A 14,835-nucleotide genomic window follows, 5' to 3' on the forward strand; every position below is an offset into this window, starting at 1 on the left:
CATGGTTGCTCGAAACCGGTTGACTCTACCCGTGTGCGCTTTCTAGGAATTTAAGCCCACGACTGGAAGTCAGTATGTTAAATACCAATTGAGATTTATACATCAAATAAATAGTGGTTTTTCTGAATCTAACCATATTTACATTCAGAATTCCGCCGTTTAAAAGAGGGGAGTTAAATCAGAATATGAGAATCTCAGAATTAAAGAGGAAAGCCCTTCAGTCGTTGGGGGGGAAATGGGGAGTAACTGTTTCGCTTATGTTGCTGTTGTTTTTGATCAACCTCGTTTTTCCTTTAATTGTCGAAGTGATCGGAAGCGGTGGGTTTTCAGAATGGCTCATGCAGGAAGAAACACCGTTATGGTCTGATATCTTCAGCATGGTCTTTTCCATTGCCTTAGTTCCGCTTACCATTTCAACCACTTGGTTCTACCTGAATTTAGTTAGGCAAGGAAACCCTGGCATTCCTGAAGTGTTCGCAATCTATAAAGATGGAAAGACCTCTTTCAAGCTTATTGGGGCATCCATCTTACAAGCAATTTTCATTTTTTTATGGTCATTATTATTAATCATTCCGGGTATCGTCAAGGCCATCGCTTATTCGCAGCAGTTTTTCTTATTGAAGGATCATCCTGAATACACGGTGCTTGAAGCCATTTCAGAGAGCAAAAAAAGGATGAAGGGCTTGAAATGGAAGTATTTCCTTATGCACCTAAGCTTCATCGGGTGGGGCATCCTTTGCATGTTCACGCTGGGAATTGGTTTACTATGGTTGATTCCTTATGCAGGAACAACAACGGCTGCATTCTATGAAGAATTGATTGTGCCTCAAGAGGATATTGACGATGATCAACAAATAGAGGGGTAAAAGATAAACCGATAGCATTTGGCTATCGGTTTAAATTTATAGACAAAAGTGGTTTTACCTAAAATTTCAAAACATAGTTGATTGGAACGGAAGGTGCGAGACTCCTGCGGGAAAAGCGCGTCGAGGGGAGACCCCGCAGGCGCAAGGCGCCGAGGAGGCTCCCGGACCGCCCGCGGAAAGCGAGTGCCTGGAGTGGAAATCGACGTTCGAGGTTTTATAAATCCTCATAAAAACTGAAACAAACTTGATTTTCATCGATTTTGTCTAAAGTCTGCAATCGGTAGCATATGGCTATCGGTTTTTTATTCCCGATTCTCCTTAAAAAGGTTAAATTGTTCATTTTGCCTGGTGTATAATAGAATATTGAGAATGCCATTTAGGGGGATTACATAGTGAGTGGGTATAATATTGCGGATCTGGTATACCAATTGTTTTGCCTTTTATTTCTAATCCTGATCATCGTCGGGACCGTATCCCTTTTCCGTTCCATCAAGCACCGTAAAACCAGACTGGATATCATGGAAAAGAAAATGGATGATTTGCATGAACTGATTAAAAGGGGCAAAAATTGACGACGGCATCGTGCAGGCGTTCAAGCTGCAGGTAAACTCGAAGAAAAGCGAGTTGGCCTGCAGTTTTTTTATTTAAACAGCTTGATTTCAGAAATAATTTAATCCTATATAAAAGTGTGAAAAAGTCTAGCCTTATTTTAAATCATGGTTATCACCTGTGATAGCTTGATGGGCATTCGGCAGGAAACCATTTCGAACCCTATGTTGTCGCAGTTTTTATTAATTGAAAAACTTTCCAGTTGATTTGAACGGAAGGTACGAGACTCCTGCGGGAAAAGCGTGTCCAAGGGAGACCCCACAGGCGCCAAGAGCGCCGAGGAGGCTCCCGGACCGCCCGCGGAAAGCGAGTGCCTGGAGTGGAAAGCAACGTGATCAACAAACTCCGGCAATTATAAAATAATTTATACTGAAATAACTTAGTGGAAAGCACTGTCTCCAAATTTGAAATATGAGGATTGGATTTTAGCATCAATTGAGAGACATAAAAAAATAGAAAAAGAAAGGGAATTGTCAAAAATAAGCAGTTTTACATAGGCGTGTCGGGGTTGTGGGGCAAATTTCACGTAAGGCCGCTGGTATGGAAGATGCATGGTTTGTTGCGGTCTTTTACCCTATAATGGAATAGATGTGTATTTAAGGATTTGATGAAAAAGTCTATCAGGAATGCTCGACCCTATAACAAATCGACGGAGATGGAGAATGCTTAACATTCGGTCCTTTTGTTAGGTACTTTTGAGAAGTGGGAGGAGTCGGTATCATGAAAGAAGTTATTGCAGTAAAAGAAATTACTAGGTTTAAAACAAGGACGGAGGAATTTAGCCCGTACGCTTGGTGTAAAAGGATGTTAGAAAATGACCCTGTGAGTTATCACGAAGGAACGGATACGTGGAATGTCTTTAAATATGAAGATGTGAAGCGGGTTCTCAGTGATTACAAACATTTTTCAAGTGTTCGGAAACGGACGACGATATCGGTTGGAACGGATAGTGAGGAAGGTTCTGTGCCTGAAAAGATCCAAATCACTGAATCGGATCCACCTGATCATAGAAAACGCCGGTCACTGCTGGCAGCAGCATTCACACCTAGAAGTCTTCAAAACTGGGAACCTCGCATTCAGGAAATTGCAGATGAATTGATTGGACAAATGGACGAGGAAACGGAAATCGATATTGTGGCTTCATTGGCAAGTCCGCTTCCGATCATTGTCATGGCAGATTTGATGGGAGTTCCTTCGAAAGATCGTTTATTGTTTAAGAAATGGGTGGATACCTTATTTCTTCCTTTTGATAGAGAAAAACAAGAAGAAGTAGATAAATTGAAGCAAGTGGCCGCAAAAGAATACTATCAGTATTTGTATCCGATTGTTGTGCAAAAACGATTGAACCCGGCGGATGATATCATCTCAGATCTATTGAAGTCAGAAGTGGATGGGGAAATGTTTACGGATGATGAGGTTGTCCGGACGACCATGCTGATTTTAGGGGCGGGAGTCGAGACCACAAGTCATTTATTGGCCAATAGCTTTTATTCCCTGCTATATGATGACAAAGAAGTTTATCAAGAGTTACATGAAAACCTGGATTTAGTTCCGCAGGCGGTCGAAGAAATGCTCCGTTTCCGATTCAATCTTATTAAATTGGATCGAACCGTAAAGGAAGATAACGATTTATTGGGAGTGGAGTTGAAAGAAGGGGATAGCGTGGTTGTTTGGATGAGTGCAGCTAATATGGATGAAGAGATGTTTGAAGACCCCTTCACCCTTAATATCCACCGCCCTAATAATAAGAAACATCTCACATTCGGAAATGGCCCGCATTTCTGCCTGGGAGCGCCGCTAGCCAGGCTGGAAGCGAAGATTGCGCTTACTGCATTCCTGAAGAAATTCCAGCATATTGAAGCGATGCCATCGTTCCAGTTAGAAGAGAATCTTACCGATTCAGCGACCGGGCAAACTTTGATATCACTGCCCCTTAAGGCAAGCCGCATGTAAAAAACGAAAAACCTTGTGCCCTAACCTGCATAAGGTTTTTTTATGTTCCTGCCACTCCTTGAAACGTTCGACTGGAAATCTTATAGTAACCTGAAGTTGAGGTGACAATGACGAATAGAGTAGTATGATAAAGTAGAAAATTTTGTGCCCAGGCATGTTCCCCGAATTAGGTTGGCGGCGATGAAGCAATTACACCCACCATGCAATGAAGAAGATATGATAAAATAGAAATTTCCAAATGAAACAGTTTTAAGAAGTGAAAGGATGTTATTATGAAATTAAAGCAGCAATTAACCAGTGCCTTTATAATAAGTGTACTTTCTTTAATCGGGTTCAGTTTCATGGCATTTACCATAAGTGCAAATGAATACCTGAAATTTGATGAAGATGTGATTTCCCTGGTGCAGGGATGGGAGTCCCCTCTGCTGACGGACATCATGAAGTTCTTTACTTACATAGGTTCAACCGCTTTCCTGATCATCCTTTCCTTGGTCATTTTGTTTTTCTTATATAGGGTTTTGAAGCATCGTTTGGAACTAGTCTTATTCACTGCAGTCATCGTGGGTTCACCTCTTCTCAATTTGATGGTTAAGCTATTCTTTCAACGCGCCCGGCCCGATTTACATCGGCTCATCGATATAGGGGGATACAGTTTCCCTAGTGGACATGCCATGAATGCATTCTCTTTATACGGTATTCTTACATTCCTGCTTTGGCGTCACATTACGGCTAGGTGGGCAAGGATCCTATTGATTCTGTTCAGCATGTTGATGATCCTCTCGATTGGTATTAGCCGAATATACTTGGGGGTCCATTATCCTAGTGATATCATTGCCGGATATTTGGCGGGCGGTTGTTGGATTGCGATTTCCATCTGGTTTTTCCAAAGGTATCAAGAGCGGCGGAATAACAAAGATCGTTAATAAAGGGAGCAAGGATATTGCAAGATAAACAGCCGGCAGGTAACAAGCCGGCGGTTGATTCAAGAAAGTTAGGAGCGTATTAAATGGAAAACTGGATTACGGAATTCATGAATGATTTTGGGTATATAGGAATCTTTCTATTAATAGCATTGGAAAATATCTTCCCGCCGATCCCGTCTGAAGTCATTCTTACTTTTGGCGGTTTCATGACGACAACAGCGGATATGACGATTATGGGTGTCGTGATCGCTGCGACTCTAGGGTCTGTGGCAGGGGCAGTCGTCCTATATGGAATTGGTTTACTTCTTGATGTTAAGGTCATTGAAAAGTTCGTGGAAAGATGGGGCCATATTTTTCGGTTAACGGTGTCAGACGTCCATAAGGCGAATTCTTGGTTTGATAAGTACGGGGCATGGACCGTGTTTTTCTGCAGGCTGGTTCCGCTGATCAGAAGCTTGATCTCGATTCCTGCGGGGATGTCCCATATGAGTTTTTGGCTCTTCCTGCTTTACACAACATCCGGAACATTAATTTGGAACATCATCTTGGTGAATATCGGGGCAGCTGTTGGCTCTTCGTGGGAAGATATTGTAGGGTACATGGACATTTATTCAAACATCGTATATGCAATATTGGCTTTGCTATTGATCGCTTTCGTTGTTTTGATTTTTAGAAGGAATAAAGGCAAAGTATAATCTCAGTTTAATTGATTGGGCTGTTACATCGGCGTTCATTCCCTAACCGAATATGACCATCAAAGGCTGTCATCGCGACAGCCTTTTTCTTATGGAAGGAAGAAGGCTGTAACCGGAATAAAGGGGGACTGCTTTGGACAAAATGAGTGAAACGAAAAAGGAATGAGGTTCGGTGCTATGGCTTCTTTTTTCAAACAAAAGAGACAAGTGAAGCAACGTGAAAAGAAAAAGGAAGATGAAAGTCAATCCAAAAGCAAAACGCCTGATTATATTGAAAGTTCCCTTTCTGCCAATCTGGAAATCGTGAAGAAAAAGACGGGAAAAAGTCCCGACATCATTATCCGCGCGTTGAAAATCGGACTAAACCCAGAGATAAAAACAACTATTTTGTATGTGCAGGGTCTGATTGATAATCCTAGCGTTACGGATTTTATAATTGAATCAATCATGAAAAATCCCCACCTGTCAAAAAACATACTTCCACTGGAAGCAATGGAAATTATCTCTGAGGACGTGGTTTCCCTCGGTGGCGTAGAAAGGGTCACGGACTGGGAAAAGCTATTTTTGACATTATTATCAGGGGACACCATCATTTTTATTGATGGAGTAAACGTCGCCCTGGTTGCCAGTACAAGAGGGGGAGAGAAGCGCTCGATTCAGGAGCCGAGCACGCATTTGACTGTCCGGGGATCTAGGGAAGGGTTTACGGAATCGAATGGAACGAACATCGCCATGTTACGCCGCATCATCAATACCCCGGATTTATGGATAGAGTCGATGAAAATAGGCACGGTGACAAAAACGGACGTATCCATCATGTATATAAATGGAATTGTCAAGGAAGGAATTGTCGAGGAGGTCAAGAAGCGCTTAAATCGAATTAACATCGATAGCATTCTTGAATCAGGATATATTGAACAATTGATAGAAGACCAGGTCATGACCCCATTCCCAACCCTTAACCATACAGAAAGACCGGATATGGTCGCAGGAAACCTGCTGGAAGGAAGAGTGGCGATATTCGTAAATGGAACGCCTTTTGTCTTGATCGCCCCAGCATTGTTCGTACAGTTTTTCCAATCTGTCGAAGACTACTATAATCGCTTCGACATTGCTTCTGCCACACGTTTTTTACGGATCATCGTTTTCATTATTTCCATAGTCGGACCGGCTGTCTATGTTGCGGCCACGACTTTTCATCAGGAAATGATCCCAACGAAGCTGCTGGTCATTGTAGCGGCCCAAAGGGAAACGGTTCCTTTGCCTGCCGTCGTTGAAGCGCTTCTCATGGAAATGACCTTTGAAATATTAAGGGAAGCAAGTCTTCGGATGCCAAAGGCTGTCGGTTCGACGATGTCCATTGTCGGGGCATTGGTCATCGGGCAGGCGGCCGTGCAGGCTGGTATCGTATCGCCGGCAATGGTCATCATCGTCTCGATCACGGCGATTGCCAGTTTTGCAACCCCTTCTTATGCCATAGCGATTTCTGCCCGCATAGTGCGGTTCGGATTCATCATTTGTGCCGGCATGTTAGGTTTTTATGGGATGATTTTAGCCTTTATCATCCTTATTGTCCATTTATGCAGCCTGCGTTCACTTGGAGTTCCTTATATGACACCACTCGCCCCTCTGAATCCAAAAGGGCTGGGCGACACATTCTTCAGAAGACCTATATGGGCATTCAAGGAAAGGCCGCAATATTTGACCAATGAAAATAATCTGATCAGGGAAGGCAATAACCAAAGACCGCTGCCTCCTGAATCGCGTGGAATGAAAACTTCTGACGGGAAAAAAGGTGAAGGCAATGAGTCGTAAAAAGCTAATTCTGTTCTTGATGTTGATCTCTACTACATTCACCTCCGGCTGTTGGGATAAAACAGAGTTAAACGAAATGGCCATCGTCTCGGCAGTTGGACTCGATAGAAATAAAGAAGGAAAGTTAGAGGGAACTTTCCAAATCATTAATCCAAGCAATGTAGCGGGAGCTCTTCAGGGCGGCGGCGGATCGAATCCACCGATATCCATTTATAGGGCCACGGGACATAATGTGCTTGAATTGGATAGTATCGCTTCAACGAAAATCTCCCGAGATATGTATTTTGCCCATGCCAACCTGGTTGTCATCGGTGAGGAACTAGCAAAAGAAGAGGGTCTCAACGATATTTTCGATGCATTTGAGCGCTCACCGGAATTCAGGGCAACTACGAGGATCGTGATTGCCCGGGGTGTGAAAGCAAGGGATATTGTCGAAACGTTAACCGCAATCGATAAGGTATCAGCCGAGAAAGTCATTAGGACGATTGAAATCACTGAAAAAACCCAGGGGAAAAGTATTAGCATCAATCTCCAAGAGGTGATCAAGAATCTGCTTAGTACAGGAAAAGAACCGATAATAAGCGGTTTTACCGTGAGAGGAAACAAGGGTAAGGAAGATAAAATGGAGAATACCATGTCCTCGGATATTGAGGCGAACCCTAATGCAGCAGGGATAGGTGTTTTTAAAGATGGAAAATTGATTGATTGGCTGGATGGTGATAAGGCAAAAGGATCAATGTGGGTATTGGATAGAATCGAAAATGTCCATTTATACCTTGATTGGGAGGGTGAAAAAAACGCAGTCACCTATTCAGTCATTCGGCAAAAAACCAATATCGGGACAAAAATAGTAAATGGCAAACCGAAAATATCGATAAAGGTCCGTGCAGAGGGAGATATCCGGGAAGCGAATGTTCCTTTGAATCTAACCGATATGCATGTTCTGATAGATATTGAAAAGAAGTTAGCGAAAGACTTGAAGAAGGAGATGGAAGACGCAATCGTTCGGGCACAAAAAAATAAATCCGATATTTTTGGCTTTGGGGAGCTCATGCATGAATCCCATCCGAAAGAATGGAAGAAACTAGAGAAAAACTGGGACGACGATACTTTTCCTAAACTGGAAGTTGATGTGCAGGTAGAAACTTTCATTCGCCGTACCGGATTACGTAATAAGCCATTTCTTTCAAATTTAAAAAAGAAAGATCAATAATGGAAAGGAAGTGGCATCCTCATGGAAAAGGCAAATATCAGCGGGTACCAGCTGTTCGTCCTTATTTTCCTGTTTGAAATGGGCAGTGCACTTTTGGTTCCGCTTGCAGGTGAAGCCAAGCAAGCTGCCTGGCTGGTCATCCTTATTGCGATGATCGGCGGATTTATATTATTTTTCATTTATTATGGCCTTTTTCAATACTACCCAGATCAGCTGTTAACGGAATTTATACGAAATATATTGGGGAATTTCCTAGGCAGGATCGTAGCTTTTCTATATATCCTTTATTTCATCTATCTTTCTGCAAGGGTGCTGAGGGATTTCGGAGATACGCTGCTTACTTTTGCCTATCCTCATATTCCGTTATTTGTCGCGAATGCTGCATTCATTTTAGTCGTGGTGTATACGGTCCGTAAGGGGATAGAAGTAGTGACGAGGACGGGGGAACTATTCTTTGTCTTGGAGAATTTACTTTTAATGACCTTCTTTCTTCTGATTATCGCTTCAGGCATGATCCATTTAAACAACTTAAAACCCGTTATTGAAATGAGCGGGACAGAGATGGTGAAAATGGCTTTCACTAAAACCGTATTCTTTCCATTTGGTGAGATCATAGTGTTTTTAATGATTTTTCCTTATTTGAATGAACCTAAGCGATTGAAAAAAATTGGGATAGGGAGCTTGGCTACAAGCGGTATTTTTCTCGCTGTAATAATGGCTGTGAATATTTCTGTACTTGGTGTGGATCTTACGACGCGTTCGCAATACCCTCTTCTTACCCTCATTCAGTCAATAGAGGTTGCTGGCTTTCTTGAACGTCTCGATGTGTACTTCTTGTTTTTGTTGATGATTGGCGGGTTCATCAAGATTTGTGTATTTACTTATGTAGCGGTAACCGGTACGGCGAATGTTTTCAATGTTAAACAGCCCTCCAGACTTGCATACCCTGTTGGCATTGTCATTTTATTGATTTCGATTATTATTTCAAGCAGCTATACGGAACATATCCATGAAGGGCTGGATGCCGTACCAAATTACATCCATCTGCCATTTCAGGTGATCATTCCATTGCTTCTCTTGATCATTGCCTTTATTAAGAATCGAAAAAAAGGGAAGACAAGCACCAAAAAAAGTTCCTGAAAGGCGGAGTTGATCAAAAATGAAATTCTTCGGTATTACGCTTTTGCTTCTGTTCCCTTTAGTGGTCATATCTTTAGGTATGGATATTCTAATGGGATTTGATCTGGATAATTCGATCAAGCATGCCTTTAACCCATTTTTGGTGAAGGACCCCGCTGAACTTATCCTTTTTTTTATTCTTCTTGCATTCCTTGTATTCAGCTTCTTTTATCGAAAAAAAAAGAAAAAGAACAAGGGCAAAGGACAACAATGATGTTGCAATTGCCGTTGCTGAAATAGAGATAAACTCCGAATGGGGGAGTTTGTCTTTTTGCTTTTTTACAACCTTGTAAACCGATTTCATAGTATGATGATAAAATGAGCTTATGTTTCAGCGGAATGTAAAATCACTCAACCAAAAAACCCCGGGAGGAGGACGGCAATTTGGATATCAAATTGAATCGAAAAATCATAAAAGACATGTGCGGGGCCGTCTCTTTCAAAAGAGGGGAAGCTTTTCATCGTGCCAATAAAGTGACATTTGAAAGCTATCGTCATGATGGTTGTGAAGCATCGGTTAGAGGCAAGGAAGACTTCCAGGTCACGATTGAAGTGGATGCAGCCGGCGGATTTCAGACGGAATGCAGCTGTCCTTCGCTAGCTTCCTTCCCTAGGGATTGCCAGCATATTGCAGCCGTCCTGCTGTCGGTATACGACCATAAGCGGGATGGAACGATTCCTGAAGGCCTGCAAGCAGCCGGTTCTGATGCTACAGCCAATAAGATGTTATCAGAGGGCTTGCTGACCCTTTTCAATAATCAGCCGGTACGCAAAAGCGTTCATCAGCGCCACTTTGAAAATAGAACGATGCTTGAAGTGGAGTTTACGTGCAAACCAGTTTGGATGGGCATGGACAAATATATGTTAGGACTGGAAGTGAAAATCGGTTCACTCAATGTCTCGAATGTCAGGGATTTCCTGAAGCGAGTTAAAGAAGGAAAGCCTGCCCAAATGTCTCCTTCATTTATATATGACCCGTCACTGCATTGTTTTCAGAATGAAAATGATTCCGTGCTTCAGGAGCTCATTACAGTGATATCGGATGAAAAAGTCTATGTGGACGCCCTGACGGATAAATCCGAATATAAATTGGACCATCACTTATTACTTCTGCCCCCATCTTCTTTTCGAAGGCTTGTCCCCATCCTTGAAGCGGCGCCAATGGTGAAGCTTGCCTATGGCGGCCTTACATTCAATGGCTTTCGTGTAACAAACGGACCGCTTCCTTTACGGTTTGACTTTACCGAAAGCGGGGACAAAGGTTATCAATTGTATATTAAAAGGCTGCAAGAGATGATCATCATGAATGCATACACATTGGTCTTATTTGAGGGGAAGTTGGTTCAGCTCGAAGGTGAGGATTTCAAACGCCTTTCAGAGTTAAAGCAAATGATGGAGGATTCGGGGATGAATCAAATTCCAATCCATCATGACCAGCTGGAATTATTCCTGGACAAGGTGGTACCAGGCTTGAAAAGACTTGGTGAAGTCCATATAGCAAGGTCCATCACCGAATTGTTTTTGAAGACACCGCTGGTTGCAAAGCTATACTTGGATCGAGTGAAAAACAGGCTGCTCGCCGGGCTGGAATTCCATTATGAAAATATCGTGATCAACCCTTTGGAAAAACAGGAATCAAAGGTTATGAGGGATGTTGAGAAAGAGGCGGAGATAATAAAGCTGATGGAGGATAGCCAGTTTGCCAAGACGGACGGAGGCTATTTCCTGCATAACGAAGAGTTGGAGTATGAGTTCTTGTACCACATCGTACCTAAACTCCAGAGGCTGGTGCAAATCTATGCCACGACCGCTGTAAGGAACCGGATTTCCCGTGGAAATGCTGCACCGCGCATTAGGGTGAAAATTAAAAAAGAGCGTACAAATTGGCTCGAATTCAAATTTGAAATGGATGATATCCCAGATAAACAAATACGTGAGATCTTAGCAGCGCTTGAAGAAAAAAGGAAATACTATCGATTAAGGAATGGATCGCTGCTTTCCCTTGAGACAAGGGAATACGAGGAAATCAATCGTTTTCTGAATGCACTGCCCATACAGGATGAAGATCTGGAAAGCACGCTGAACATGCCAATTGTAAAAGGGCTCCAGCTCCTCGACTCCGTTTATGATGGCCAGACATTCACGATGGAAGATTCATTCCGGCAGTTTTTGGATAACATCAGGAATCCGGGCGCCTTGGAGTTCACGGTGCCAAATAGTCTGGACCCGATTTTGCGCGATTATCAAAAAAACGGCTACAAATGGATGAAAATCCTTGCCCAATACGGCTTTGGCGGGATTCTTGCTGATGATATGGGTCTGGGAAAAACATTGCAAAGCATCACGTTCATTTTATCCGAGCTACCTGACATCCGTAAGAAAAGGGTTCCGGCGCTTATTGTCTGCCCATCATCATTGACCTACAATTGGCTGAGTGAATTCACTAAATTCGCTCCTGAAATTCAAGCCGTCGTCGTGGATGGAGACAAGCCGGAAAGGTCGAAACTGCTTAAAGAAATGAAGGACGTGGATGTAGTGATCACCTCTTATCCATTGCTTCGGAAAGACATCAAGTCGTTTGAAAAAGAGGATTTCCATACGGTGTTTTTCGATGAGGCACAGGCCTTCAAGAACCCGGTGACACAAACGGCACGAGCGGCCAAGAAGATAAAAGCGGCACATCGCTTCGCATTGACAGGTACGCCCATCGAGAATTCACTGGAAGAACTCTGGTCCCTTTTCCACGTCGTATTCCCTGAACTATTCATGGGGTTAAAGGAGTATAGCAACCTCTCTAGGAAGCAGATTTCCCGCAGGATCCGTCCGTTTTTGCTGCGGAGAATGAAAGAGGACGTACTAGCGGAATTACCGGAAAAAATCGAGTCGCTGGAATCGGTGGAATTGCTTCCCGATCAGAAGAAACTGTACGGTGCCTATCTTGCCAAGCTGCGGCATGATACGCTGAAACACTTGGATAAGGACACCCTCCGCAAAAATCGGATCAGGATCCTTGCTGGCTTGACCCGGCTTCGGCAAATATGCTGTCACCCCGCCTTGTTTGTGGACGGATATAAAGGCAGTTCAGCTAAATATGAGCAACTGATGCAAATTGTCGAGGAATCGAAGCATTCTGGAAGACGGGTGCTGATTTTCTCGCAATTTACAAAAATGCTTACAATCATCGGCAGGGATTTGGCCATGAAAGGACAACCCTTTTTCTACCTGGATGGACAAACCCCATCAAAGGAACGTGTGGAAATCTGCAATCGGTTTAATGCAGGAGAACGGGATATATTCCTCATTTCATTGAAAGCGGGCGGTACGGGTCTCAACCTGACGGGTGCCGATACAGTCATTCTATATGACCTTTGGTGGAATCCGGCCGTTGAAGAACAAGCCGCGGACCGTGCCCATCGAATGGGGCAAAAAAATGAGGTTCAAGTCATCAAGCTTATTGCCCGTGGGACAATCGAAGAAAAAATGAATGAACTCCAAGAGAAAAAGAGACATCTTATTGAAGAAATCATCGATCCTGGAGACAAGTCGTCATCTGCACTTACAGAAGAGGATATCAGGGAAATTCTCATGATATAAGGGTTCAGATGAATGTAATAAATTATAGTCAATCATGGTGCATTCCTCTTACAAAGGAATGCTTTTTTATTTTTAAGGCACTTTTCGTAAAGATTGTTGTTTTTAAAACGAAACGATTTAAGGTTATTGGAGCGGAAGTGCGAGACTCCTGCGGGAGCGGCTGGACAGGTGAGACCCCACAGGCGTTTACGCCAAGGAGGCTCACCGCCCGCCCCCCGCGGAAAGAGAGCAACTGGAGTGGAAAGCAACCACAACTCACTATCTATAAAGTATGTGAAAACAGCCATTTTTAAAAAGAATAGGATATTACATTAACAATAATAATATAATAAAAAACAACAATGTTTTATTGTAAAACGATAAAACTTATGTTAAATTAAATGGACAATAAACAAGTGAGGTGCTTTTTATGAAACTAGGAACAACACTCTTTTTAAAGATGGCTGTTATTCTTATTGGAATTCCAGTTCTTGCTCTGTGCATCTTCTTGGTGCCTGGGATAGCGAATTTTGCAGCAGAATTATATCCGGATATGGCTTATTTGAAATATCTCGTTTTAATCGATTTGTATGCATCGGCGATACCTTTTTACTTTGCCCTATATCAAGCCTTTAAACTTTTAAGCTATATTGACAAGAACAAAGCTTTCTCGGAATTATCTGTAAGAGCTTTAAAGACTATAAAAAATTGTGCAATCACAATAAGCAGCTTGTATGTGGCAGGCATGCCGCTCTTTTATCTCATCGCAGAAAAGGACGACGCCCCAGGTATCATATTAATCGGAATGGTCGTTATTTTTGCTTCAATGGTGATTGCAGTCTTTGCTGCTGTTCTTCAAAGGCTTTTACAAGAAGCCATCGATATAAAATCAGAAAATGACTTAATAGTCTGAGGTGATTAACTTGGCAATTATAATCAATATTGATGTGATGTTGGCTAAAAGGAAAATGAGTGTTACAGAACTTTCCGAGAGGGTTGGAATAACGATGGCTAATCTTTCCATATTGAAAAATGGCAAGGCAAAAGCGATTCGATTAACAACTTTGGATGCGATTTGTAAGGCTTTGGAATGTCAACCCGGGGATATTTTAGAATACCGAAATGATGAAGGCACCCAAGATTAAGATTTATAAAGGGGAGTTACTCATGAATGATGATAAAAAAATGGAGGCACCAATCATGAGGGCACTAAAACAACTCGTTCGTTTTGGTTGGGAGCAGGCCCTATCATGCTTGTTTCCTGTCGTTATTTTTGCCTCTTTGGCAATTACAAAATTCATCTCGCTTCCCTTTCTGCCGCGGTATGACTGGCTGCTCATCATCTGCCTTATAATGCAGTGGTGGATGCTGCGTTCCGGGCTTGAAACACGGGATGAACTAAAGGTCATCACCTTGTTCCACCTTATTGGTCTTGCCCTTGAAATTTTCAAGGTACATATGGGCTCCTGGACTTATCCAGAGGAAGGATATTTCAAGATTTTTGGAGTACCTCTATATAGCGGATTCATGTACGCTAGTGTAGCGAGTTATCTTTGCCAGGCGTGGAGGAGGTTAAAGGTTGAACTGGTCAAGTGGCCGCCATTTTTGGTCGTTGTTTCTCTTGCGCTTGCGATTTATTTAAATTTTTTCACCCACCATTATTGGATGGATGTTCGTTGGTGGCTATCTGGACTTGTCATCATCGTCTTTTGGCGAGCATGGGTCACATACGAAGTTGGTGGAACCCGCTATCGTATGCCAATCGCATTTTCTTTTGTGCTCATCGGATTTTTCATATGGATAGCCGAAAATATCGCAACGTTCTTTGGAGCTTGGGAATATCCAAACCAAACCGATGCATGGAGTCTCGTTCATCTAGGAAAGGTAAGCTCATGGCTCTTACTGGTGATTGTCAGCTTTCTTATAGTAGCGACGCTAAAACAGGTTAAGGGGAAAGATTCCGCTGTGATGGATGAGGGTCGATTTTTATAAGATGAATCATTCAAGTT

The 14,835-nt window shown here is 42.7% G+C and carries 13 protein-coding genes; all 13 read left to right on the forward strand.

What is annotated here, in order from left to right:
• Window positions 1-185: 185 nt before the first annotated feature.
• The 13 genes from J7I90_RS09035 to J7I90_RS09095 all read left to right on the forward strand — a co-directional run bounded on the left by J7I90_RS09035 (window position 186) and on the right by J7I90_RS09095 (window position 14,818).
• The gene (locus J7I90_RS09035) at window positions 186-866 is read left to right on the forward strand and encodes a DUF975 family protein (RefSeq protein WP_214770753.1); all 681 of its coding nucleotides are present in this window, start codon (window positions 186-188) and stop codon (window positions 864-866) included.
• 392 nt (window positions 867-1,258) lie between these two features.
• Complete coding sequence (locus tag J7I90_RS09040) at window positions 1,259-1,438, forward strand: hypothetical protein (protein WP_034309467.1); 180 nt, start codon at window positions 1,259-1,261, stop codon at window positions 1,436-1,438.
• 754 nt (window positions 1,439-2,192) lie between these two features.
• Window positions 2,193-3,428: a cytochrome P450 gene (locus J7I90_RS09045; protein WP_214771319.1), complete on the forward strand. Its 1,236-nt coding sequence runs from the start codon at window positions 2,193-2,195 to the stop codon at window positions 3,426-3,428.
• 272 nt (window positions 3,429-3,700) lie between these two features.
• Entirely contained in the window at window positions 3,701-4,351 is a 651-nt protein-coding gene (locus J7I90_RS09050; protein WP_214770756.1) for a phosphatase PAP2 family protein, read from the forward strand.
• An 83-nt stretch (window positions 4,352-4,434) separates the two neighbouring features.
• Entirely contained in the window at window positions 4,435-5,046 is a 612-nt protein-coding gene (locus tag J7I90_RS09055; RefSeq protein WP_214770758.1) for a DedA family protein, read from the forward strand.
• A 177-nt stretch (window positions 5,047-5,223) separates the two neighbouring features.
• Window positions 5,224-6,861 carry a spore germination protein gene (locus J7I90_RS09060; protein ID WP_214770760.1) on the forward strand — a complete coding sequence of 546 codons (1,638 nt, stop codon included), beginning with the start codon at window positions 5,224-5,226 and terminating at the stop codon, window positions 6,859-6,861.
• Complete coding sequence (locus tag J7I90_RS09065; RefSeq protein ID WP_214770762.1) at window positions 6,851-8,074, forward strand: Ger(x)C family spore germination protein; 1,224 nt, start codon at window positions 6,851-6,853, stop codon at window positions 8,072-8,074. The genes J7I90_RS09060 and J7I90_RS09065 overlap by 11 nt, the downstream gene beginning before the upstream one ends.
• Window positions 8,075-8,095: 21 nt before the next feature.
• On the forward strand, window positions 8,096-9,214 hold the full coding sequence (locus tag J7I90_RS09070) for a GerAB/ArcD/ProY family transporter (RefSeq protein WP_214770764.1): 1,119 nt from the start codon (window positions 8,096-8,098) through the stop codon (window positions 9,212-9,214).
• A gap of 19 nt (window positions 9,215-9,233) precedes the next feature.
• Window positions 9,234-9,467, forward strand: coding sequence for a YczF family membrane protein (locus tag J7I90_RS09075; RefSeq protein WP_057276811.1), 234 nt, complete (start codon window positions 9,234-9,236; stop codon window positions 9,465-9,467).
• A 170-nt stretch (window positions 9,468-9,637) separates the two neighbouring features.
• Complete coding sequence (locus J7I90_RS09080) at window positions 9,638-12,847, forward strand: DEAD/DEAH box helicase (protein ID WP_214770766.1); 3,210 nt, start codon at window positions 9,638-9,640, stop codon at window positions 12,845-12,847.
• A gap of 409 nt (window positions 12,848-13,256) precedes the next feature.
• Window positions 13,257-13,739: a DUF2975 domain-containing protein gene (locus J7I90_RS09085; protein ID WP_214770768.1), complete on the forward strand. Its 483-nt coding sequence runs from the start codon at window positions 13,257-13,259 to the stop codon at window positions 13,737-13,739.
• A 10-nt stretch (window positions 13,740-13,749) separates the two neighbouring features.
• Window positions 13,750-13,971, forward strand: a complete 222-nt coding sequence (locus J7I90_RS09090; protein WP_034309451.1) for a helix-turn-helix domain-containing protein — start codon at window positions 13,750-13,752, stop codon at window positions 13,969-13,971.
• A 55-nt stretch (window positions 13,972-14,026) separates the two neighbouring features.
• A complete protein-coding gene (locus J7I90_RS09095) occupies window positions 14,027-14,818 on the forward strand; it encodes a DUF817 domain-containing protein (protein ID WP_214771322.1) in 792 nt (263 codons plus the stop codon).
• The last annotated feature ends 17 nt before the right edge of the window (window positions 14,819-14,835 follow it).

The sequence above is a fragment of the Bacillus sp. ISL-57 genome (genome assembly GCF_018613135.1).
GTDB lineage: Bacteria > Bacillota > Bacilli > Bacillales > DSM-1321 > Peribacillus > Peribacillus frigoritolerans.